Source organism: Kitasatospora sp. NPDC001603, assembly GCF_040298365.1.
Taxonomy (GTDB): Bacteria; Actinomycetota; Actinomycetes; order Streptomycetales; family Streptomycetaceae; genus Kitasatospora.
On sequence record NZ_JBEPAA010000005.1, the window covers coordinates 156,746 to 178,856 of the forward strand.

The 22,111-nt window shown below is 75.6% G+C and carries 19 protein-coding genes and 1 pseudogene; 7 read left to right on the forward strand and 13 right to left on the reverse strand.

Annotation, left to right across the window (positions count from 1 at the left end; genetic code table 11):
* Positions 1–62 precede the first annotated feature (62 nt).
* Positions 63–599 (forward strand): hypothetical protein, encoded by a 537-nt coding sequence (locus tag ABT263_RS05780; protein WP_352287979.1) that lies wholly within the window; start codon positions 63–65, stop codon positions 597–599.
* Positions 600–645: 46 nt separating this feature from the next.
* Here ABT263_RS05780 and ABT263_RS05785 read toward each other — a convergent pair whose 3' ends face one another.
* Both ABT263_RS05785 and ABT263_RS05790 read right to left on the reverse strand, forming a co-directional pair.
* Positions 646–1,008: a DoxX family protein gene (locus ABT263_RS05785; protein WP_352287981.1), complete on the reverse strand. Its 363-nt coding sequence runs from the start codon at positions 1,006–1,008 to the stop codon at positions 646–648.
* Between the two features lie 72 nt (positions 1,009–1,080).
* Positions 1,081–1,575, reverse strand: a complete 495-nt coding sequence (locus tag ABT263_RS05790) for a cupin domain-containing protein (protein ID WP_352287983.1) — start codon at positions 1,573–1,575, stop codon at positions 1,081–1,083.
* 80 nt (positions 1,576–1,655) lie between these two features.
* Between ABT263_RS05790 and ABT263_RS05795 the strand changes: the two genes are divergently transcribed.
* The 3 genes and pseudogenes from ABT263_RS05795 to ABT263_RS05805 form a co-directional block, all read left to right on the forward strand.
* A complete protein-coding gene (locus ABT263_RS05795; protein WP_352287986.1) occupies positions 1,656–2,507 on the forward strand; it encodes a LysR family transcriptional regulator in 852 nt (283 codons plus the stop codon).
* 136 nt (positions 2,508–2,643) lie between these two features.
* Positions 2,644–3,534, forward strand: a complete 891-nt coding sequence (locus ABT263_RS05800) for a S41 family peptidase (RefSeq protein ID WP_352287988.1) — start codon at positions 2,644–2,646, stop codon at positions 3,532–3,534.
* A 54-nt stretch (positions 3,535–3,588) separates the two neighbouring features.
* Positions 3,589–3,825: pseudogene (locus ABT263_RS05805) on the forward strand (MmyB family transcriptional regulator); the annotation flags it as partial.
* 48 nt (positions 3,826–3,873) lie between these two features.
* Here ABT263_RS05805 and ABT263_RS05810 read toward each other — a convergent pair.
* From ABT263_RS05810 to eccB, 5 genes are all read right to left on the reverse strand, one after another.
* On the reverse strand, positions 3,874–5,037 hold the full coding sequence (locus ABT263_RS05810; protein ID WP_352287994.1) for an AI-2E family transporter: 1,164 nt from the start codon (positions 5,035–5,037) through the stop codon (positions 3,874–3,876).
* 233 nt (positions 5,038–5,270) lie between these two features.
* Positions 5,271–6,497, reverse strand: coding sequence for a type VII secretion-associated serine protease mycosin (gene mycP / locus ABT263_RS05815; RefSeq protein WP_329487700.1), 1,227 nt, complete (start codon positions 6,495–6,497; stop codon positions 5,271–5,273).
* Positions 6,498–6,609: 112 nt separating this feature from the next.
* Positions 6,610–6,900 (reverse strand): WXG100 family type VII secretion target, encoded by a 291-nt coding sequence (locus tag ABT263_RS05820; protein ID WP_329487701.1) that lies wholly within the window; start codon positions 6,898–6,900, stop codon positions 6,610–6,612.
* Between the two features lie 73 nt (positions 6,901–6,973).
* Positions 6,974–7,273: a WXG100 family type VII secretion target gene (locus ABT263_RS05825; RefSeq protein ID WP_329487702.1), complete on the reverse strand. Its 300-nt coding sequence runs from the start codon at positions 7,271–7,273 to the stop codon at positions 6,974–6,976.
* Positions 7,274–7,454: 181 nt separating this feature from the next.
* Positions 7,455–9,143: a type VII secretion protein EccB gene (gene eccB / locus ABT263_RS05830; protein ID WP_352287997.1), complete on the reverse strand. Its 1,689-nt coding sequence runs from the start codon at positions 9,141–9,143 to the stop codon at positions 7,455–7,457.
* Positions 9,144–9,313: 170 nt separating this feature from the next.
* Between eccB and eccE the strand changes: the two genes are divergently transcribed.
* The 3 genes from eccE to ABT263_RS05845 all read left to right on the forward strand — a co-directional run bounded on the left by eccE (position 9,314) and on the right by ABT263_RS05845 (position 14,047).
* Entirely contained in the window at positions 9,314–10,711 is a 1,398-nt protein-coding gene (gene eccE / locus ABT263_RS05835; protein ID WP_352288000.1) for a type VII secretion protein EccE, read from the forward strand.
* A complete protein-coding gene (locus ABT263_RS05840; RefSeq protein ID WP_329487705.1) occupies positions 10,711–11,481 on the forward strand; it encodes a hypothetical protein in 771 nt (256 codons plus the stop codon). Before eccE ends, ABT263_RS05840 begins: the two co-directional genes overlap by 1 nt.
* A gap of 409 nt (positions 11,482–11,890) precedes the next feature.
* The gene (locus ABT263_RS05845; protein ID WP_502885762.1) at positions 11,891–14,047 is read left to right on the forward strand and encodes a MinD/ParA family ATP-binding protein; all 2,157 of its coding nucleotides are present in this window, start codon (positions 11,891–11,893) and stop codon (positions 14,045–14,047) included.
* Positions 14,048–14,142: 95 nt separating this feature from the next.
* Here ABT263_RS05845 and ABT263_RS05850 read toward each other — a convergent pair whose 3' ends face one another.
* The 6 genes from ABT263_RS05850 to ABT263_RS05875 all read right to left on the reverse strand — a co-directional run bounded on the left by ABT263_RS05850 (position 14,143) and on the right by ABT263_RS05875 (position 22,097).
* Positions 14,143–15,087 carry a bifunctional riboflavin kinase/FAD synthetase gene (locus tag ABT263_RS05850; protein WP_329487707.1) on the reverse strand — a complete coding sequence of 315 codons (945 nt, stop codon included), beginning with the start codon at positions 15,085–15,087 and terminating at the stop codon, positions 14,143–14,145.
* A gap of 65 nt (positions 15,088–15,152) precedes the next feature.
* Entirely contained in the window at positions 15,153–18,866 is a 3,714-nt protein-coding gene (locus tag ABT263_RS05855; protein WP_352288006.1) for a trypsin-like peptidase domain-containing protein, read from the reverse strand.
* A 269-nt stretch (positions 18,867–19,135) separates the two neighbouring features.
* On the reverse strand, positions 19,136–20,065 hold the full coding sequence (gene truB / locus ABT263_RS05860; protein ID WP_329487709.1) for a tRNA pseudouridine(55) synthase TruB: 930 nt from the start codon (positions 20,063–20,065) through the stop codon (positions 19,136–19,138).
* A 34-nt stretch (positions 20,066–20,099) separates the two neighbouring features.
* Positions 20,100–21,203, reverse strand: coding sequence for a DHH family phosphoesterase (locus ABT263_RS05865; RefSeq protein WP_352288008.1), 1,104 nt, complete (start codon positions 21,201–21,203; stop codon positions 20,100–20,102).
* Between the two features lie 2 nt (positions 21,204–21,205).
* On the reverse strand, positions 21,206–21,646 hold the full coding sequence (rbfA, locus tag ABT263_RS05870; protein WP_329487711.1) for a 30S ribosome-binding factor RbfA: 441 nt from the start codon (positions 21,644–21,646) through the stop codon (positions 21,206–21,208).
* Positions 21,647–21,800: 154 nt separating this feature from the next.
* On the reverse strand, positions 21,801–22,097 hold the full coding sequence (locus tag ABT263_RS05875) for a DUF503 domain-containing protein (RefSeq protein ID WP_329487712.1): 297 nt from the start codon (positions 22,095–22,097) through the stop codon (positions 21,801–21,803).
* Positions 22,098–22,111 lie beyond the last annotated feature (14 nt).

Below are 22,111 nucleotides of genomic sequence, written 5' to 3' on the forward strand. Positions count from 1 at the left end.
CTGGCCGGGCCGTCGGCGCGGCCGGGCGGAACCGGGCGCGCCACCGAGAAGGGACATCCGTCATGGGCCTGCACGTCAATGCGAACGAGGTGGTGGCAGTGCTGCTGTCGGACGGCTGGCACGGGGTGAAGCCGGGCACCTTCGCGGTCGGTCCGTTCGCCTTCGGCAGCTCGATGGAGGGCGGGTCGATCGACATCGCGGGGCAGCCCGGCTTCCGGTTCACCACCCAGGACGGGCCCGTCATCACCGGGCCGCTGTCCTCGGTGCTCGCCGTCCAGTCGGAGAGCACCCAGGTGCCGGGGCGTACACCGCTGCACGAACTCGCCGACCGACTGGACGGCTCGATCGTGGTGGTGAACGGCACCGACACCGTCCGGTTCTCCTACGCGGGGGAGGACTTCGAGGTCTGGCTGGGTGCGACGAAGTACGGGCCGCGCTGGCTGTTCGCCGCGGCGGGCAACCGGGACGGCGCGGTCGACTACGGCTTCGGCGAGAAGGACCCCGTGGACCAGGTGGCGCGGGCGGCGATGAGCGACCTCAAGGCCGGCATGCGCCCGGGCCGGACGGCCGCTCCCGGCAGCCCGTCGGCCACGCCGTAGCGGCCGCGGGTCCGCCGGGTCGGACGGCCCGGGCGCGTGCCGGCGCTCACCGCCAGGTCGTCGCCAGGAAGGCGGTCACCGCCGCGACGGCCAGGAGCGTGAGGTTGAGCGCGACCCGGCGGTCGCCGAGGCGCAGGTGCACGGCGGTGGCGGCGGTCTGCAGGAGCACGAACCCGACGGCCGCGGCCAGGCCCAGCCACGGCGCGACCCCGGTCAGCGGGGGCAGGACCAGCCCGACCGCGCCGAGCACCTCGACCGCCCCGATGGCCCGGACGGCCGCCATCGGCGTGCTGTCCACCCACGCCATCATCGGGCGGAGCCGCTCCCGGCTCCGGAGCAGCTTCAGCCCGCCCCCGTAGAGGTAGAAGAGGGCGAGCAGGCCGGCGGCGGCCCAGTAGGCGGTGTTCACGGTTCCCCTCCGGAAGTGTGTGCGTGGTGGGGGCGGGCGCCCGCGGGGTCACGGCCGGCGCCCGCCCGGCGGTCAGGCGAGGTCGGTCGCGGGCTCGGTGGCGTAGCGGCTCATCACCCCGAGGTGGGCCCGCGGGGTCGGCGCCCCGCCGCCGGCGATCATGTCCTGGAGGTCGCGGAAGTACTGCACGTAGAGGTCCGGCGTGAACGTGCTGAGCATGACGGCCGGTTGGTCGGTCGGATTGGCGAAGGTGTGCGGGGCGCCGGGCGGGACCATCACCAGGGTGCCCGGCGTCGCGTCGTGCTCCCGCTCCCCGACGGTGAACCGCACCGTGCCGGAGACGACGTAGAAGCCCTCGTCGTGCTGGGAGTGACGGTGCTGCGGCGGTCCGGGGGTGTGCGGCGCGAGCACGGACTCGGCGATCCCGAGCCGGTGCCCGGTGGTGCTGCCGTCCTCCAGGATGCGCATCCGGGTACTGCCCAGGAGGATCGTCTCGCCCTCGCCCGGGCCGACCACCGACACCACGGGCTCCGCCGGCCGTTCGCCGGTCCTCGGTTCGTTCGTCATGCCCCGATTCCACCGCCGGGGCGCGGCGGCCGTCCAAGACCCGTTCCGGGCCGCCGATACCGCGCCGGTATCGTTGCACCATGGAGCTACGCACGCTGCGCTACTTCGTCGCCGTCGCCGAGGAACTCCATTTCGGCCGGGCCGCCGCCCGACTGCACATGAGCCAGCCGCCGCTGAGCCGGGCGATCAAGCAGCTGGAGACCGACCTCGGCGCCGTGCTGCTGTACCGCTCCGCCGCGGGCGTCTCGCTCGCCCCGGCCGGCGCCGTGCTCCTGGACGAGGCGCGGACGCTGCTCGACCGGGCCGAGCAGATCCGGCTGCGGGTGGCCGCGGCGTCGGGCGCCGCGACCATCACCGTCGGCATCCTCGCCGACAGCTTCGACCGGGGAGCGCGGCGGCTGGCCGCCACCTACGGCCGGCGGCACCCGGAGGTCGAGATCCGGATCCGCGAGACCGACCTGACCGATCCGACCTGCGGACTGCGCGCCGGACTGGTCGACGTCGCGCTGACCCGCGGCCCCTTCGACGGCGCCGGCCTGGCGGTGCACGAGCTGCGCGCGGACCGGGTGGGCGCGGTGCTGCGCGCCGACGATCCGCTGGCGCGGCGCGACCGCCTGGAGCTGGCCGACCTGGCCGGCCGGCGCTGGTTCCAGTTCCCGGACGGCACCGACCCCCTCTGGCGCTCGTACTGGAACGGCGGCGAGCCGCGCGAGGGCCCCGTGGTGCGCGCCGTCCAGGAGTGCCTGCAGGCCGTGCTCTGGAACGGCACCGTCGGCATGGCGCCGCTCGGCCACCGGCCGCCCGGGGAGCTGGCCGTGGTCCCGCTGGCCGACATGGCGCCGAGCCGGGTGGTGGCGGCCTGGCGGGAGGGCGACGCGAACCCGCTGATCCGCTCGTTCGTCCAGCTCGCCACGGCGGCCTACCGCGACTGACCTGCCGGGCCCGGCGGACCGGGACGGGAGGCGCGGGGCGAGGCCGTCCGACGGGCGGTCGGGCGGAACCGGCCGGTGTCCCGCACCGGCGAAAAGCTGTTGATCATGTCCCGGCCAGGCTCTAGCATCGCCCGCGATGCCTAACAACGAACAGATCATCGAGCAGGCCCTGGGGCGGATCGCCACCGGGTACGTCTTCGCCGAGAAGACCGAGTCCATCGACGCCGCGATCCGGCGTCGGCTCCAGGCCGGTGCGTACGACGGCCTGGACGGGCCGGCGCTGTGCGAGGCGGTGACCGCCGACCTCCAGGAGGTCTGCCCGGACAAGCACCTGCGGCTGCTCTGGGTGGACGAGCCCCAGTCGCTGGAGCCGGCGGACGAGGACGCCGGGCGGGCCGCGTTCCTCGCGATGCTCCGGGCCGCGAACCAGGGCGTGCGCCGGGTCGAGCAGTTGGACGACGGCGTCGCGTACATCGACGTCCGCCTCATACCGGACGCCGAGGGCGGCGCGGCCGTGGTCGGCGCCGCGCTGCAACTGGCCGCCGGCAGCCGCGCCCTCGTCCTGGACCTCCGCGCGTGCCGCGGCGGCGCGCCCGAGGGGGCCGCCATGTGGTGCAGCTACTTCTTCCCCGACGACCAGGTCCACCTCAACGACATCTACGACCGCGCCTCCGGGGCGACGCGGCAGTTCTGGACGTCCGCCCACCTGCCCGCGCCCCGCTACCTCGACCGCCCGGTGTACGTGCTCACCAGCGCCGTCACCTTCTCCGGGGGCGAGGACGTCGCCTACACCCTCCAGGCGCACGGCCGGGCCACCCTGATCGGCGAGACCACGCGGGGCGGCGCCCACCCCACGGACCGGTACCCGGTCACCGAGCACATCATGGTGACGGTGCCGACCGCCCGGACCATCAGCCCGGTGACCGGCACCAACTGGGAGGGCGTCGGGGTCGTCCCCGACGTCGCCGTACCCGCCGACCGGGCGCTCGACGCGGCGCTGGACGCCTTCCGGGCGTCGGCCAGCTAGCGGCCTCCGCCCGGGCAGCTCCTCCGACCGGTGGCGGGACCGGGCACCCGGGTGCCCGGCCCCGCCACCTGGTGGGCCGCCCGCCACGTCGCCGTCCGCGGCGTCGGCACGAAGGTGCTGCACCACCCCGAGGTCGGCGAGCTCACCCTCGACTGGGACACCCTCGCCAGCACCACCGACACCGACCAGCAGCTCGTCGTCCGGTCCGCCGAACCCGGTTCGCCGAGCCACGACGCGCTGCGCATCCCGGCCTCCTGGGCCGACGCCCCGGCCGACAGCCCGGCGGGCTGACGCGGTCCGGCGGCGCGGCCGACGGCGTCGGCCGGCCGCTGCCGGGCCTCAATGGCGGGGTGGCGGGTGGTCGGGTTCCGGGGGCGTCGGCCCTGGGGCCCGGAGCTCGCTGATCACCGCCCAGGCCACCGACACCGCCGGTACCGCGACCACCGCGCCCAGCACCCCGCCCAGCACGGCGCCGCCCGTCACCGACAGGGCGATCACCACCGGATGGATCCGCACCGACCAGCCCAGCACCAGCGGATGCAGCAGATGGCCCTCGATCTGGCCGATCACCACGATCAGCCCGAGCACCAGCAGGGCCACCACCGGGCCGCGCGCGGCCAGCGCGACCAGTGCGGCGACGGCCAGCGCGATCGGGGAGCCGATCAGCGGGACGAGGGCGGCGACGAACTCCAGGACGACCAGCGGCAGTGCCAGCGGCACCTGCAGCACGGTCAGGGCGATGCCGACCAGGACGGCGTTGGTCGCCGCGACGATCAGGACGCCCCGGGTGTACCCGGCGAAGGTGCGCCACGCGGTGCGGCCCGCCCGGCCCCACACGGGCCGGGCGCGGACGGGTAGCTGGCGCTCCGCCCAGGCCCACATCCGGTCGCCGGAGTGCAGGAAGAACACGGAGCAGAACACCGCGAGGGCGGCCGCGGTGACCAGTTCGACGACCCGGCCGGCGCTGCTGATGGCGGCACTGATCAGCGTCGAGCGGTGGGCGTCGACGAAGTCGCCGAGTTTCGCCCGGAAGTCGGTGACGGCGCCCTGCCGCAGGTGGAAGGGGGCGCCGGAGAGCCAGTCGTCGAGCCGGGCCAGACCGCCGTGCAGCTCGGTGTTCAGCCGGCTCCACTCGCCGGCGACGGTCGTGCCGACCAGTGTCAGGACGCCGGTGACCAGGGCGATCGCCACCAGGAAGGCCAGCAGGACGGCGAGCGGGCGGGGGAGTGCCCGGGCCAGCAGGTCGACGGCGGGCCGCAGCACGGAGGTGATGACCAGCGCCAGGAAGACCGCGACGACCGGCAGTTCGAGGCGGGCCAGCAGCATGACGACCAGGTAGGCGGCCACGCCGATCAGCAGCAGCCGCCAGGTGTAGCCGGCGGCCTTCCGCAGGCCCGGCGGGACGCCGTCGCCCTTCGGCGACGGCCGGGCCGGCGGTGTGCGGACCCGGGGCCGCCTGACTGCGGGCGGCCGGGGCCGCCGGGCCGGTCCGCGGGTGTCCATGCGCGAGGGCCGCCTTTCCTGCGGGGGCTTGCCCGTCCGTCGGGTTTCCGCTCCGGAGCAGGCGCCCGGAACCGGGCGGGGGGGGGGGGGGGCGCGGGGGGGGGGGGGGGGCCCCCCCGCCCCCGCCGGGGCCGCCCACCGCCGTTGCGCACGCGCCGGCCGCCCCGGGGTCGGCCGGTCGGACGCGGGCCGACCGGCCGGCGCAGGCTCGCGGCCGGGGAGAAGGCTCCGGATCAGTCCGTGGGGCGCCGGCGGTGGTCGCGGAGCACCACGCCGCCGCCGATGAGCAGCGCGACGAGCAGGGCGCCGACGCCCAGGACGTAGGTCGCGGTGCGGCCGTCGCGGTCGGCCTGGGTCTCGCCGAGGCCGAGCGGCTGCGGCACGATCGGGGCGGCGGCCAGCTGGACGGGCTCGTCCGGCTTCGCCTTGTACGGCGGGTCCTCGGGTGCCTTGGTGACGGCCTTCACCGGGTCCACCACGCCCCAGCCGATGTACGCGTTCGCCTCGTGCCCGGTGCGCTGCGCGGTCTGCTCGATCCGGGCGCGCACCTGCGCCGGCTTCCACTTGGGGTGGGCGCCGAGCAGCAGCGCGGCCAGGCCGGCGACGTAGGGCGCGGCGAAGCTGGTGCCGTTGTCCACGCACTGGCCGCCCCGGGGGACGGTGGAGAGCATGTCGACGCCGGGCGCGACGACGTCCACGAAGTCGCCGTACTGGGAGAACGGGGCGCGCTCGTTGTTGCGGTCGGAGGCTCCGACGGCGAGCACGGTCGGGAACGCGGCGGGGTAGGTGTCGCCCTCCTTGCCGTCGTTGCCGGAGGAGGCGACCACCACGATGTCCTTGGCCTCGGCGGCCTCGACGGCGGCCTTCAGCTCCGCGTAGCCGCCGAAGTCGGCGTTGCCGGCGCCGCGCACGTCCTGCGAGATGTTGATGACCTTGACGCCCCGCTGGATCGCGATGTAGATCGCCTCGACCAGGGTGTAGACGTCACCGTTGCCCTCGGCGTCGTTCTGCCGGATCGACAGGATGCCGGCGTCCGGGGCGATGCCGACGAAGCCGGTCTGGTCGTAGTGGCCGGCCGCGATGATGCCCGCGACCTTGGTGCCGTGGCCGACGAGGTCGTCCTTGCCGGTGCCCTCGACCTTCTTCTTGTCCTTGTCCTTCAACAGCGAGCCGCCGTCGACCACCCGGTTGGCCAGCTGGGGGTTCTGGTCGTTGACCCCGGTGTCGATGACCGCGACGGTCACCCCCGCACCGGTGACGGTGCCGCCCTGCCAGAGCTCGTCGAGCACCATGCGCTGCAACGACCACGGCACGGCCTGCACGTTCTGGGCGTCCTTGGCGCAGTCACCGGCGGCGGCGATGCCGGGCCCGTCCGCGTGGGCCGGGGCGGCCAGCGGGCCGCCGAGCACCGCGAGCGCGGCCACCGTCGCGGCCGCCTTCCGGTACCTGACTACGGACACCCTGCCACCCCTCTTGTCGTCCACCCGTGTTGCGCGCCAGGGGCGGGTGCCCGGACCGGGCACCCGCCCCTTCGGCGGAATCGATCGCCCCCACGACCGGGGGCGGGATCCGTCAGCCCCAGAGCTTGGCGTTGTTGTTCTCGGTGCTGTTGTAGCTCTCGGCCGCCTTGTCCAGCGAGCCGGCGATCTGGGACAGCACCTGCTGCAGGTGGCTGGCGCGGGAGTCCCACTTCGCCTGGTGGGCCTGGTAGCCCTGCTGAGCGGCACCCTCCCAGCTGGAGGCGATCTTGGTCACGCCCGCCTTCAGCTCCTCAAGCTGGGAGTTGATGCGGTTGGCGGTGGCGCGAACCTCGCTGCCGGCGTTCCGGACAGTTTCGAAGTTGACGAGAATGTGGTCGGACACGATGTCTCCTTGTCGAGGAACCGACGCGCTCCCTCACCAGGGGCCGCCGGTGAATGACCTGGCAGAGAGGGGATCAGATCTTGCCGGCGCCGAACGCCGCCTGCTGGTCCGCGTCGGTCGCCGAGTACTGCTTGGTCGTGATCTCGATCGCGCTCTTGATCGCCTTCAGCGACTTGTTGAGCTCGACCGCGTCCTCGTTGAACTGGCCCTGAAGGGTCTTGTAGGCCGTGGCCGCCTGACCCTGCCAACCGCCGGCGATCGAACCCACCAGGCTGTCGAGCTTGCGAATCTCGCCCTCGATCTGGCCGATGACCTCGTCCATGTGCTTGGCGAAAGCCAGCATCTCCTGAGCGGTCGTCTTGAACTGACCCATGCTCTACCGTCCCCCATGAGACAGACATTGTGTCCGGACCGCCGTTCCCGGCCGGTCCGCCGCATCACCGGTGTGATGTCCAGCAGCACTGTAGTCGGCACACGCAACTCGCCCAACACCGGGGAACCGCTAGTTACCAGACCATGACACTGGGGCCAATTCCGTTGCCGGAACGGGCCGGTCAGGCGTTCTGCTGCTGGGCCGCGGTCTTCGCGTTCAGCGCCGGACCGGACGGCACCAGGGCCGACCAGGCCAGCGGCACCGGCACCGGCTGCAGGCCCTGGTAGCCGAGCCGGGCCTGGTTGCCGCCGGCCTCGTCCTGCTGCTGACCCGGCTGCCCGGCGGCCGGGTCACCGGGCTGGACGGTCGGAGTCGCGGTGACGGTCGGGACCGGCTTGCCCGGCTGGGCGGACGGCGCGGCCTGCGCCCCCTTGCCGCCGGTGGTGTTGGCGGGGACGGCGTAGCGCAGCCCGGTCTCGGTGATCAGGTAGTCGCTGCCGGAGCCGCCCGCCCCGCCGTCCAGCGCGCGGTAGAAGAGGCCCTGACCGGGGGTCACATAGGCCGAACCGACGCCGCTGCTGTGCTTCGCCGGGAAGTCCGGGCCGGCCCAGACGCTGCGCCGCGGCGTCTTGCCGTCCTCGGCCATCCCGTCGAACGTGCTGCAGATCACCGGCTTCGCGTCCTTCGCCGCCTGCCAGTTGTTGGCCGGCGCCCCCGTCCTGGTCGGCCAGTCGTCGGCGTCCTTCAGCGGGGTGCTGGAGTTGAAGGCGGCGTAGTCGGCCGGCATCAGCTCGTCGATCCGCGGCGTCCGGTCGGCGTCCTGGTTGTAGAGCCCCTGCCACGCGGGGTTCTGCCGGATCAGCTCGGCCTGGAGCTGGGTGACCACGAACAGCTGGTCCTTGCCCACCACGAAGTTCCGGTCGCCGTACCGGACCAGCCGGCCGATCTTGCGGTCCTCCGGCTTCTGCAGCGCCACCGAGGAGTTGGGGCCCTTGACGTCCGGGACCAGCCCGTCGATCTTGGGGAACTGGATCACCGAGCCGGTGACCAGGGTGTCCATCCACTCCCTCTTCACCGGCTGCGGCTTCGCGCTCGCCCCGAAGATCGCCGCCATCAGCTGCTTCTTGTCGCTCTCGGAGGTCTGCGTCCCCCCGATGGCGTGCTTGCGGCCCTGCGAGTCGATCAGGTAGAGGTTCAACTTGCTCTGGTCGATCGGCGGTTGGCCCGGGCCGGGCTGCGCGGCGACCTGCTGGTCGTCGATCTCCTTCACCAGCAGCGCCTGGTCGGTGTCCAGCACCCGGTCCTTGGCGGCCAGCGTCTTGGCGTCGGCACCGCCCGCGAGGAACAGCGCCTGATTGGCCGTCTCCTGCTTGTCGTCCGGACCGGGACTGTCGCAGACGGACCACTTCATCGGCTTGCTCGCGTTCTCCTTGGTCGGCAGCCGGTCCGGCGCGTTCGGGATGCCGATGGTCGGGCCGTGGCTCGGGTACTTGTCGAGCACCTCGTCGGCGACCACCACCACCTTCGCGTCCACCGGCAGCACCAGCCGCGCCGAGGACATGTTCAGCACCTGGTGCAGCCGCTTGGTCTTGCCGTCCGGATCGGTCAGCACCACGTACCGGGTGGTGCTCTTCTTGCCCTGCACGATGTTCTTGCCGCTGTCCCAGCCCACCGGGGCGCTCGGCTTGAACACCCCCCAGACCCCGAACGCGCCGACCACCAGAGCGCCCACGATGACGCTCGGCAGGATCGCCTTCACCGGCCGCGGCGCGTCCTCGTCGCTGCCGCCCCCGTTGGGCAGCAGGAACGCGCCGACCGTTCGCTTCCGCGCGAAGGTGTAGGCGTTCAGCTCGTCCCGGCGTGATGCCATGCTCGTCGTCTCCCCTGTCTGACCGACATACCCCGTGGTCCGCACCCGCCGGGCGAGAGCGGCTTCGAACCCTCTACGATGCGGCAGCAGACGGTGAGTACGGTACGGGTACGGTTCGCGAACCGGCCAACCGGGCCGCGACAACTGATTCAGAGAGGGTCACTCGGGGGATGCCAAGCCAGACCGCTCCAGGGCGCCGCAGCACCGACGAGGGCAGGGGATCGCGCCGCTCCGGCCGACGGGCCCGGCCCGAACGGGGCCAGGTCGCCGAACCCGCGGCCGCCGTCGGGCCGACGGCCCCCGTACCGGTCCGCGTCCACCCCAGGCCCGGGCTGCTCGGCGGCCGGCTGAGGCTCCAGCAACTCGTGCTGGTCGAGGTCGCGGTGGCACTCGTGGCGGTCGGCTGGACGATCAGCAAGCCGGTGGCCGGCGGCTTCGGCGCCGTCGCCCTGGCGCTGGTCGTCCTCGCGGTCATCCCGCTGCGCGGACGCACCATCCCCGAGGCGCTGCGGGTGCGCGCCGCCCTGAAGGCCCGTCGCAAGCAGGCCCGGACGAACGTCCCGCCGGTCGGCACCGACCCGGCCATCGCCCCCGCGCTGGAGCTGGAACCCGCCCTGCGCACCTGCACCCACGCCACCGAGACCGACTTCGGCGGCCGGCCGATGCGCCGGGAGACCGGCATGGTCGGCGACGGCACCTTCCTCAGCTCGGTGCTGCTCGTCCAGGCCAAGGACCAGCCGCTGCGGCCGGTGCGCACCGCGCTGCCGCTGCCGCTGGACGTGATCTGCTCGGCGCTGCGGGTGGACGACATCACGCTGGAGTCGGTCCAGATCGTCCAGCACACCCAGCCGGCGCCGGCCCCGCACCTGCCCGAGCAGTCGCTGGCCGCCCGCGCCTACCAGGAGCTGCCCGACGGCACCGCCACCCCCGGCCTGCGGCTGACCTGGGTGGCGCTCAAGCTCGACCCGGAGCGCGCGGCCACCGCCGTCCGCGCCCGCGGCGGCGGCGAGGAGGGCGCCCGCAAGGCCCTGCAGCGGGTCACCGACCAGCTCGCCGGCCGGCTCAACAGCGCCGGCTTCAACGCCACCGTGCTGGACGAGCGCGAGCTGATCGCCGCCCTGGCCATCTCCACCTGCGCCAACCCGCTCGCCGTGGCCGGCCGCCAGGGGACCGGCAGCGGTGGCGGCAGCGGCCGCCGCACCCAGGAGAGCAACCGCTTCTGGCGGATCGACGACCGCTGGCACAGCACCTACTGGATCTCCCGGTGGCCGCAGCTCAGCCGCCCCGGCGGCGCCTCCGGCCGGATCGCCGCGCCGGACCTCGTCAACCTGATCACCGGCTCGCCCGCCCTGGCCAGCACCTTCAGCCTGACCGCCGGTCACGGCACCGGCGGTTCGGTGGCGATCAGCGGCCACGTCCGGGTGACCGGGCGCAGCGAGAGCGAGGTCGTCCAGGTCGGACGACTGGTGGAGGCCCGGGCGCAGAGCACCGGCCTCGGCCTCGCCCGACTCGACCTGGAGCAGGCCCCCGGCATGCTCGCCACCCTGCCCCTGGGAGGTGCTTCCTGATGGCGTACCAGACCTACCCGACGCCCGGCCCGCAGCCCGGTTCCACCGAGCAGCCCCGGGTCCGGCCGCGGATCCTGCCCGGCTTCGGACTGCGCGGCCCGCGCCGCGAGAAGCACGTGCTGACCACCGAGGACCTCGGCGCGCTCTCCTTCCCGGTCGGCGACGACGGCGTGCTGATCGGCGAGGACGTCCAGAAGCAGCCCGCCGTGCTCGGCCTCTTCCGGCCCAGCGCCTACGACCTGGTCCTGGTCGGCGGCGTCTGGACGGCCCAGGTCATCGCGTTGCGGGCGGCCGCCACCGGCGCCCGGATCGCCGTCGAGACCGCGCGCGGGCAGCTGTGGGGACCGATGGCGCAGGCCGCGGGCGGCGGCCAGCCGTGCGTGACCGTCCACCAGGTCGGCCGGCTCGGCCCGCAGGGTGCCTCGGTGACCTCGCCGGTGCTCGTGGTGCGCGACCTCGGCGCCCGCCCGCCGCGCAGCCGGCTCTCCGCCGCGCCCTGGCAGACCACCCTGACCCTGCTGCCCTACCTGGGCCCGAACGCGGCCCGGGTGCTGAACGCCGCCGACCTGGTCGGTGTGCAGCGGGTCTCGCCGCAGGAGGCCGAGCTGATCGGCCGGGTGCTCTCGCTCGGCCCGCAGGACATCGCCGCGCTGCCCACCCTCGGGGACGACATGACGCTCTGGACGACCCGGATGCGCCGCCAGTACGTACGGACCGTCGCCGGGCAGGCCGAGCAGCAGGTCCTGGGCGGGGCACGACGCATGGACTGACCTGCCGGGACCCGATCGCGCCCCGGGCGAGATGAGACTCCGCCTTCAACGGGGGGTGGTGCACGGCCTAGTCTTTGATGCGGCAACGGCACCGCGACGAGCGGCGGCGAACACGAGGGAGCCCTAGGTGAGCAGCGATCGGGACGGCGTCTACGTCGGCGACAACGCGGCGGAGGACGACGACGACTGGTCCGACGCGCCCGACTACACTCCCCCGTCCTGGTACGTGCAGACGGACTCCGCGGCGGCTCCGGCCGCCGGTCCGGGCCCTGGTCCGGCCACCGGTCCGGCACCCGTCCAGGCGGGCGGAGCACCGGACGGGGCGGGCGCTCCGGCGGCGGGCGGCGGCCCGGCCGCGCCGGCACCGGCACCGGCGCCCGCCGTGGCACCGGTCCCCGCGCCCGCGCCCGTGCCCGCGGCCGAATCGTTCGTCGCACCGGCCGTTCCACCGGCCGTTCCCCCGGCCGCGGACGGTCCGGCGGCGGCGCCGGTCGCCGCACCGGCTCCGGTGCCCGCGCCTGCGCCCGTCCCGGCCGCCGAGCCGGCCCCGGCCGTCGCGACCGCCCCGGAGGCGGCCCCGCCGGTCCCCGCGCCGGCCACCCATGTCGAGGCGCAGCACGTCCCGTTCGCCGCGCCCACCGCCGGCGGGCCCGCGCCCGCCCCGGCGCCGGGCCCCGCCCCCGAGCAGCCGCAGGCCGCGGCGGCCCAGCCGTGGCCGCCGGCCGACGTGGCCGCGCACCAGCAGCCCGGCCCGGCCGTGCCCCCGCCGCAGCAGCCGTACGCGGAGCCGCAGCCCTACCCCGGGCCGCCGCAGCAGGCCCAGCCGCCGGCCTACGCCGAGCCCCAGCAGCAGGCGCCGCAGCAGGCCCAGCCCCAGCCCTACGCGGACCCGCAGCCGTACGCCCAGCCGCAGCCGTACCCGGAGCCGCCGCAGCAGGCCCAGCCGTGGCCGCAGCCGGCGCCGCCGCAGCAGCCGGCCGATCCCCAGGAGCAGCAGGCCGCCGCCTGGGCGGCCGCCCAGCAGGCACCCGGCCCGCAGGCACCCGGCCCCCAGGCGCCCGGCCCGCAAGCACCCCCGGTCGACCCCCGCCAGGGCGGCTGGCCGCAGCCGGCCCCGTACCAGCAGCCGCCGCAGCAGCCGGCCCAGCCCCAGCAGCCCCAGCCCCAGCAGCCGGGCCCCGCCCAGCCGTGGCAGCAGCAGTCCGGGGTCCCGCAGGCACCCGCCGCGTTCCAGCAGTCCGCCGCCCCGCAGCAGGTCTCGCACGGCGCACCGCTCGGCTACACGGCCGCCGTCGAGCTCTCCTCGGACCGGCTGCTGCGCAACCAGCCGAAGCAGCAGCGCCAGCAGCCGCGCTTCCAGTTCGGCGGCAAGGCCGCCGCGGCCGAGCGCGGCCGCAAGCTGGAGGTCATCCGGACGCCGGTGATGAGCTGCTACCGGATCGCGGTGATCAGCCTCAAGGGCGGCGTCGGCAAGACCACGACCACCACCGCGCTCGGCGCGACCCTGGCCAGCGAGCGCCAGGACAAGGTGATCGCGATCGACGCCAACCCGGACGCCGGCACCCTCGGCCGCCGGGTCAAGCGCCAGACCGGCGCGACCATCCGCGACCTGGTGACGGCCATCCCGCACCTGCGCAGCTACATGGACATCCGTCAGTTCACCTCCCAGGACCTGCACTCGGGCCTGGAGATCCTGGCGAACGACGTCGACCCGGCCGTCTCGACCACCTTCAACGACTCGGACTACCGCCAGGTCATCGACGTGCTGGGCCGCCAGTACCCGATCATCCTGACCGACTCCGGCACCGGCCTGCTGTACAGCGCGATGCGCGGGGTGCTGGACCTCGCCGACCAGCTGATCATCGTCTCCACGCCGAGCGTGGACGGCGCCTCCTCCGCGTCGACCACGCTGGACTGGCTCTCCGCGCACGGCTACGCCGACCTGGTGCAGCGCAGCATCACGGTGGTCTCCGGGGTCCGCGAGACCAGCAAGATGATCAAGGTCGAGGACATCGTCGCGCACTTCCAGACCCGCTGCCGCGGCGTCATCGTGGTGCCGTTCGACGAGAGCCTGGCGGCGGGCGCCGAGGTCAACCTCGACATGATGCGGCCCAAGGTCCGCGAGGCGTACTTCGAACTCGCCACCCTGGTCGGCGAGGACATCGTCCGCGCCCAGCAGGCCGCCGCCCAGCAGTCCGGCTGGCAGCAGCAGGCCCACCAGCCCCCGCAGCCCACCGCCCCCTACCCGGGCCAGCCGCAGCCGTACGCGGACCCGCAGCAGCCCTACCCGCAGCAGGCCCAGCAGCAGCCGTACCAGCAGCCCGGCCAGGGCGGCTACCCGGCCGGCGGGCCCGCGCCCGGCGCGCCGTGGGCCCCGCAGCCGGGGCAGGCCCCGCCGCCCCCGCCCGGCTACGGGTACCCGCAGGCCCAGCCGGGGGCCCAGCAGCCCCCGCAGGACTGGCAGCAGCAGCCCCAGCCGCCGGCCGGCGGGTACGGCTACCCGCAGCCCCAGCCGGGCGCGCAGCCGCCGCCCCCCGCCGGGTACGGCTACCCGCAGCAGCCGTAGCCGTAGCGAACCGAAAGGGCCCGCCGGGCCGTCCGTGGATCCAGGGGATCCGTGGACGGCCCGGCGGGCCCTTTCGGCATCCGCGACCGGTCCGGTCAGCCCCCGTCGGTGAGCTCGCGGGCCTGCTTCACGTCGTCGGCCATCCGGTCCAGCAGCGCGTCGATCGAGTCGAACTTCTCCATCCCGCGCAGGTAGGCGAGGAAGTCGACCGCGACGTGCAGCCCGTACAGGTCCAGGCCGACCCGGTCGATGGCGTACGCCTCCACGGTGCGGGCCGTGCCGTCGAAGGTCGGGTTGGTGCCGACCGAGATCGCGGCCGGCATCAGCTCGCCGTCCGCCGTCAGCCAGCCCGCGTAGACGCCGTCGGCCGGGATCGCGCTGTGCGGCACCGTGTCCACGTTGGCCGTCGGGAAGCCCAGCTCGCGGCCGCGCTGGGCGCCGCGCACCACCACGCCCTCGACCCGGTGCGGGCGGCCCAGCACCTCGCCCGCGCCGGCCATGTCACCGGCCGCGACCAGCCGCCGGATGAGGGTGGAGGAGAACGGCTCGCCGTCCCCGGCCGCCCCGCGCACCTGGAGGTCGACCACCTCGACGTCGAAGTCGGCGGCCCGGCCCAGCTCGGCCAGCAGCGCGACGTCGCCCGCCGCGCGGTGCCCGAAGCGGAAGTTCGGCCCCTCGATGACCAGCCGCGCGCCCAGCGCGTCCACCAGCACCTGCCGGACGAAGGTCTCCGGGGACTCCTGGGAGAACTCGGAGGTGAACGGCAGCACCAGGACGGCGTCCACCCCGAGCGCCTCGATCAGCTCCGCGCGGCGCGGCTGCGGGGCGAGCAGCGGCGGGTGGCTGCCCGGGCGGACCACCTCGCTCGGGTGCGGGTCGAAGGTGACCACGACCGAGCGGACGCCGAGCTCACGGGCGCGCTCGACCGCCCGGTTGATGATCAGCTGGTGCCCGCGGTGCACACCGTCGAACGACCCGATGGTGACGACGCTGCGTCCCCAGTCCCCGGGGATCTCCTCCAGGCCACGCCAGCGCTGCACCCTGACCGCTCCTTGTTCCCTACGGCGCGTACCTTCTGTACGCTCAAACGCTCAAACCCGAACCCCTATAGCGTGCCATGCGCCCGCCCCTGCTTCGGCACCGGAAGGCGGGTTGGGCGCACCACCGGCTGTCCGGTCCCGGACACCGGGGTGGGAACCGGCTCCCGGGGGGTCGCCCGGTCCGCCTCCCGCCCGGCCTCGGCGGCCTCCCGCGGGTCGCGCCCGGCCGCCGCCGGCTCCCGCAACCGGGCCGACCGGGGGCCGGCGGGCCGGGCCGGGGTCTCGCCCTCGGGCCACCGGGCCAGCAGCAGCGCGAACGCCGCCGAACGGCCCGCGCAGCGGGCCAGCAGCTCGTCCGCGTCCGTGAGCCCGGCCGCGGCGCGGGCCAGCACCGTCCGGGCCCGGGCCGGGCGCTCGGCCGCGCAGTGCTCGGCCAGCCGCTCCACGACGGCGGCGAGCACCTCCTGGTCGCCCTCGGTGGCCAGCAGGGTGTCCAGGAGTTCGCAGCGCAGGGCGTCGGCCTCGGCGTCGGCCACCGGGACCGCCAGCACCTGGGCGAACGGCCGCCGCACCGCCACCGGACCGGCCGCCAGGGCGCTGCCGAGCAGCACCCGCAGCTCCAGCCGGGCGGCCGGTCCCCCGGCGGCGCCACGCGTCAGCCGGCGGCCCAGGTAGTCGACGGCGACCGCGCCCGCCAGCGCCGGGCGCTCCCGCAGCAGCCGGGCCGCCAGTTCGGCGCCGCGCCGGGTGGCCTGCGGCGTCCGGGCGTCGGCCAGCACCCGAAGCGTCTCGGCGACGGCCGCGCCGGGGGCCGCCAGCCGCTGCGCGAACGCGGCCAGGACGGGCTCGGGATCGCTCTCCAGCGCCGGGGCCAGCGCCCGGGCGGTCAGGAAGCGGTCCTCGCCGTGCCGGTACGCCGCCAGCGCGGCCGGGAGGTGCCGGGCCCGGGCCCGGGGGTCGCGCACCAGCAGCGCCAGCGCGGCGCCGTGCAGGCACGGCTCCTCCTCGCGGGCGAGCAGGGCCAGCGCGGCGAACCGCAGCAACTCCGGTCCGGCCCCGCGCGCGTACGGCGCGGCCCGCAGCGCGTGCACGGCGGCGGCGACGTGCCGCTCGGGCCGCCGGTCGTGGCTCCAGCGGTCCACGGCGCGGCAGAGCGCCGACGGCTCCTCCCCGGCGAGCACGGTGAGCAGCGCGTCCGCCCGGGGGTGCGCCGCGTCGGCCAGCGCCTCCGTCAGGTCGTCCAGGGCCAGCGCGCGGTGGTGGTACAGCAGGTCGTGGGCGAGGTCGGCGACGGTGGTGCCGGGGCGGCCGGGCAGCCCGCGCGGGTCGTCGAACCAGGCGCAGAGCAGCGGCATCACCAGGGCCGGGTCGGCGCGCAGCCGCTCGGCCGTGGCGGCGAGGAACGGCCGCGCCGGTCCGTCGGCGGTGACCAGTCGGCGCAGGAGTGCCAGTTCGCTCTCGACCGGCAGGCCCAGACCGGTCCAGAAGCGCGGACCGAAGCGGCCCAGACCGGCCGCCGGGAGCCGCTCGAACCCGCCGGCCGCCGGTGCCACCTCGGCGATCCGGCCGGCCAACTGGGCGAGCAGCGCCCGGTGTTCGTCCAGATCGGGGCTGGCGGCCAGCCCGGCGGCGAGCAACCGGCCGGCCCACCAGCCGGGTTCGCTGCCCGGTGGGCGCAGGTCCAGCGCCCGCCAGAGCCGGTGCAGCCACGGGTCCAGGGCGGTGGCGCCCCAGGTCTCGGCCAGCCGCCCGAGCGCGGACGCCACCGGGGCGACGCGGTGCCGGGGCACCGTACGGGCCTCCCCCGGCGGCGGGGTGTCCTCGGCCTCGCCGAGGAGCAGCCGCAGCGCCGCGTCCAGGTCCAGGTGCAGGCCCTGGAGCCAGTCGGAGAACTCGCCGTGGGCGAGCCGGAAGCCCGGCCCCGCGGGCACGAACAGGCCCTCCGCCAGCACTGCGGCCGCCCAGTTGCCGGGTGGGAAGAGCTCCTCGAAGGCGGCCCGGCCGAGCCCGCCCTGCTCCGCGCCGAGCATCCGCCGGGCCGCCTCGTGCACCCGCCCGGCCACCGCGGCGGCCAGCCTGCGCACCCGGCCGGGCGACGGACCCGCCGGCCGCTCGGCACCCCGCCGGTGGGCGCCCGGGCGCCGGGGTCGCCCGTCGGCGGCGATCCGCTGGGCCACCCGCAGGCAGCAGAGGTCCAGGTGGGCCGCGAACAGCTCGCCGCGGCCCACCGGCTCCCCGCGCAGCCCCTGCGCCCACAGCTCCCCGGCCAGCCGGACGGCGAGCGGGTGGCGGGCGTCCGCGGCCGACGTCCAGTCCGGCGGCAGCCCGTAGCGGCGGCGCACCCGGTCGGCGGCCTCGGCCGGGAGCGGGCCGAGCCGGTGGACGGCGAAGCTCCCGGCCGCCCCCGCGCAGCGGCAACCGGCCCCGGCCGGCCCGGCCGTGGTGCCGCCCGCCGGTAACTCGTCACCGGCCCACGGCTCCCGGTCCCACGGCGGGCCGTCCCCGCCGTGCCGCGGACACCCCGCCGGCGCCGTGCCGGGCCCGGCCGCCGCGCGGTCGTCGTCGAGGCCCGCCAGCAGCTCCCAGGCCTCGTCCCCGCAGGCGGTGAGCAGCCGGGCCCCGACCGCCGTCAGCCACTCCCCGGCCGCCCGCAGCCAGGCCCGGTCGAGCGGGACGGGCGCCTCCTCGGGGCCGTCCAGCACGATCAGCAGCGGCCGCCGCGCGGCCGCGCAGAGGGCGGCCACGGCGTCCGGCCCGGGCGGCGGCCGGGTGCCGAGGTCGGCCGCCGCCGAGGCCAGCGCCCGCCGCACCGCCGCGGCGAGCGAGGCGTCCTCGGCGCGCAGGTCGGCGCCGCGCAGCCAGAGCGTGGGAAGCGCCCGGTCCTCGCCGCCGCGGCGGACGGCGAGGGCCGCGAGCTCGGTGGTCCGGCCGGAGCCGGGGGCGCCGACCAGCGCGGTGACCGTCGCCCGCGGATCGTCCCCGGCCAGGCCGTCCGGGCGGTCGACCCGGTCGGCGGCCAGGGCGGCCACCCGGCCGGGACCGGCCCCGGCGGCCGCCACCTGGGCGGCGGCCAGCCGCAGCACCCCCGCCAGGTTCAGCGCCGATCCGTACGCGGGGACACCGGCGGCGTTGCGCGCCAGCGCCTCGGCCAGCGCCGGCGCGCCCTCGCCCGACCCGCTGCCGTTCGCCGGGGCGGCGGTCAGCGCGCCGCCCTGCTCCGGGGCCCGCAGCGCCGGAGCGGCGACGCCGATCACGGCACCGCTGCGGGCGTCCAGCACCGGCGCCCCGGCGGGCACCGGCCCGGTGCCCGTGACGACCGGCACGTCCAGCAGCAGCACCCCGCCCAGCAGGTGGAAGCGGTCGGGCCGGGCGTAGACCGCGCCGGTGACGCCCAGCACGCCGCAGCGCAGGGCGACCGTCCGCTCGCCCTCGCCGGTGAACGCGGGCAGCAGCACCTCCCGCCCGGCGGCCACCGCGCCCGGCGCCGCGATCGGCAGCGGGGGCACCGGCAGCCCGCCGACGCCGTCGGTCCGCAGCAGGGCCAGGCCGTGCCCGGGCAGCGGCAGGACGCTGTCCGGGCCCAGCACCCTGGTCTGGCCGCCCGGGGTGTGCAGGACGATCCGGTCGAGGTCCGCGACGCTCTCGTGCGCGGTGAGGACGGTCCCCTGCGGGTCCGCGACGAACCCCAGCCCGCGCAGTCGTCCGTCGAGGTCGCGGATCCGCAGCAGGTAGCGCCCCGGATCGTCCGCCACCCCGTCGCCGTCCAGTGCTCCCGGCATGCGTGCAGCCCTCCCGGCAGGGCCGAGCGGCCCGGGAGGCGGACGCGTCGCGGCGACCTGCTCGCCGCCCGGGAGCCTGCCCGGTGCCGGGCGGGCCCGACCGCACCCGCGCCGCTCACCACCGGGGTTCACTTCGCGCGCTCCCCCGTGCGGGTGAGCCTCACCGGCCCCGCTCCGCCAGGTGCCCGCGCGGAACGCCGAGAGCCCCCCGCCGCCCCGGACGGGGGCGGCGGGGGGCTCGACCGGCACGCGGCCCGGAGCTCCCGGCGTCAGCCGACGAAGACGGCCACCGGCTTCGCCTGACCGCCGTGCTCCTCCACCAGCGCGAGGAACCGCCCGTCCGGCCCGTAGACCGCGATCGGACCGGCCACGCCCATCCCGGGCGCCTTCAGCCGGGCGCCGTGCGACAGCACCTTGGCCTGCTCGGCGTCGAGGTCCCAGCGCGGGAAGGCGGCCGCGGCGGCGTCGCCGATCGGCAGCACCTCCAGCGGAGCGCCGGCGTCACCGGTCACCGCCTCCTCCAGCTGCTCCAGGGTCCGGGCCGACTCCACGCCGTAGGGGCCCACCCGGGTGCGCCGCAGCGCGGTGAGGTGGCCGCCGACGCCGAGGCCGGCGCCGAGGTCGCGGGCCAGCGCCCGGATGTAGGTGCCGGAGGCGCACTCCACCGTCACGTCGAGGTCGATCACCGGGGTGCCGTCCTCGGCGACCGCGGCCCGCTGCTCGTGGACGGTGAAGGAGTGGATGGTGGTCGGCCGGGCCGCGAGCTCGAAGTCCTCGCCCTCGCGCACCCGCGCGTAGGAGCGCTTGCCGTCGATCTTGATCGCGCTGACCTTGGACGGCACCTGCATGATCTCGCCGGTGAGGGCGGCGATCCCGGCGTCGATGTCCTCCCGCCGCACGCCGTCGGCCGGCACGGACGCGGTGACCTCGCCCTCCCGGTCGTCGGTGACGGTGGTCTGGCCGAGCCGGACGGTCGCCTCGTAGGTCTTGGCGGTGAGCATCAGGTGGCCGAGCAGCCGGGTGGCCCGCTCGATGCCGATGACCAGCACGCCGGTGGCCATCGGGTCCAGCGTGCCGGCGTGGCCGACCTTCCGCGTCCCGGCCAGCCACCGCAGTTTGGCGACCACCCCGTGCGAGGTGATGCCCTCCGGCTTGTCGACGATGACCAGGCCGTCCGGGCCGGTTCCCTTGCGCTTCATCTGTTCTTTTCTCTGGAGGCTTCTCTGGAAGTGGTCAGCTGACGGGCCGCAGCGCGCCCCGGAACCGCTCCACCGCGTCGGCCACGGGCTCGCGGGTGGAGAATCCGGCCGCGAAGGTGTGCCCGCCGCCGCCGAGCCCGGCGCAGGCCGCCGCGACGTCCACCGCGCCCTTGGAGCGCGAGGAGCCCCGCAGCGTGCCGTCCGGGTCCTGCTTGAGCACCAGCGCGACCTCGGCCTCGGCCGGGCGGCGCAGGATGTCGATCAGGCCCTCGATCTCCTCGACGGTGACGCTGAACAGCGCCAGGTCCTGGTAGGGCACCCAGGTCCACACCAGGCCCAGGCCGCCGGCCGCGTCCGGCTCGTAGACGGCCCGGTCGAGCGCGGCCGCGAGCACCTTGAGGTAGCCGAAGGACGAGGTGTCCCACAGCTGCCGGGAGATCAGGTCGTGCCGGATGCCGGTGGCCAGCAGCCGCCCGGCGAGTTCGTGGGTGGCGGGCGTGGTGGCCCGGTACTTGAACGAGCCGGTGTCGGTGGCGACACCGGTGTAGAGGCAGGTGGCCAGGGCCTGGTCCAGCTCGACGCCGAGCCGGCGCAGCAGCTCGTCCACCAGGACGGCGGTGGCCGGCGCGCTCGGGTCGATCAGCTGGTGGGTGCCGAAGCCGGGGTTGGAGGCGTGGTGGTCGATGACCACCAGCACCGGCGCGGCGAAGGCCTTCTCGTGCAGCAGGCCCAGCCGGCTCTCGGCGGCCACGTCGAAGCAGAGCACCAGCTCCGGGACGGCGGGCACCTCGGAGGCCGGCACGATCAGCTCCTGGCCGGGCAGGAACGCCAGCGACTCGGGCACGATCTGCGGGTCGTCCCCGAAGGAGACCCGGACCTCGTGGCCCAGCCCGCGCAGGGCCAGCGCGGCCGCCAGGGCCGAGCCGAGCGCGTCGCCGTCCGGGCAGATGTGGCAGATGAGGTCGATCGACCGGGCGCGCCCGATCTCCGCGACCACCTGCTGCCAGACCAGCTCGAAGCCGGGCGCCTCGGCGCGCGGCCCCGGAAGCACCGCGAGGGCACCCTCCACCGTGGTGGTGGAGGACGCCCCCGCGACTGCTCCGGCCGTCGAACCGGTCGACGCCGGCTCACCTGCCATGACTACTCGTCCTCGTCGTCACGCTCGGACGCCGGGACCTTGTAGGGGTCCGCGTCACCGGCGTACTTCGCGCCCGCCGCGGTGGTGCGCACCGCGGCGTCGATGGCCCGGGCCCGGTCGAGCAGGTCGTCGATGTTCCGGGCGTTCTCTGGCAGCGCGTCCGCGACGAAGGTCAGCGTCGGGGTGAAACGCACCCCGATCTTGCCGACCTCGGAGCGGATCACTCCCTTGGCGCTCTCCAGCGCGGCGGCCGAGGCCTCGCGCTCGGCTTCGTCACCGAAGACGGTGTAGAAGACGGTGGCCTCGCGCAGATCGCCGGTGACCCGGGTGTCGGTGATGGTCACATAGCCCAGTCGCGGGTCCTTGATCCGGCGTTGCAGGGTCTCGGCCACGACCACCTGGATGCGGTCTGCGAGCTTGCGCGCCCTAGCGGTGTCGGTCACGTTGCCTCCTCGTGCAATGGGCCGGGTAACTCGGGCGTACTGCCTGCCCGTCGGGGCCCACGCCCCAAAGTACCGGCCCGCGCCCAGCCTTGTGGGCGCTCTCGGTCCTGATCTGTGTGAGAACGGCGACTCGCGCCGGTCCGTTCCGCAGACCTCATTCGTCGTCGTCGTTGTGGTAGCGCCTCCTGGCGGAGAGCAGTTCTACCTCGGGGCGGCCGGCGACCAACCGCTCACAGCTGTCCAGGATCTCGGTGACGTACCCGGCTTCGCCGGACACCACCGCCAGGCCGATCTCGGCCCTGCGGTGCAGATCCTGGTTCCCGGTCTCGGCAGCGCACACGCTGTACTTGCGCTGCAGTTCGGCCACGATGGGCCGCACGATCGAACGCTTCTCCTTGAGCGAATGTACGTCGCCCAGCAGCAGGTCGAAGGTGAGTGTTCCCACGAACATGTATGACAGGTCTC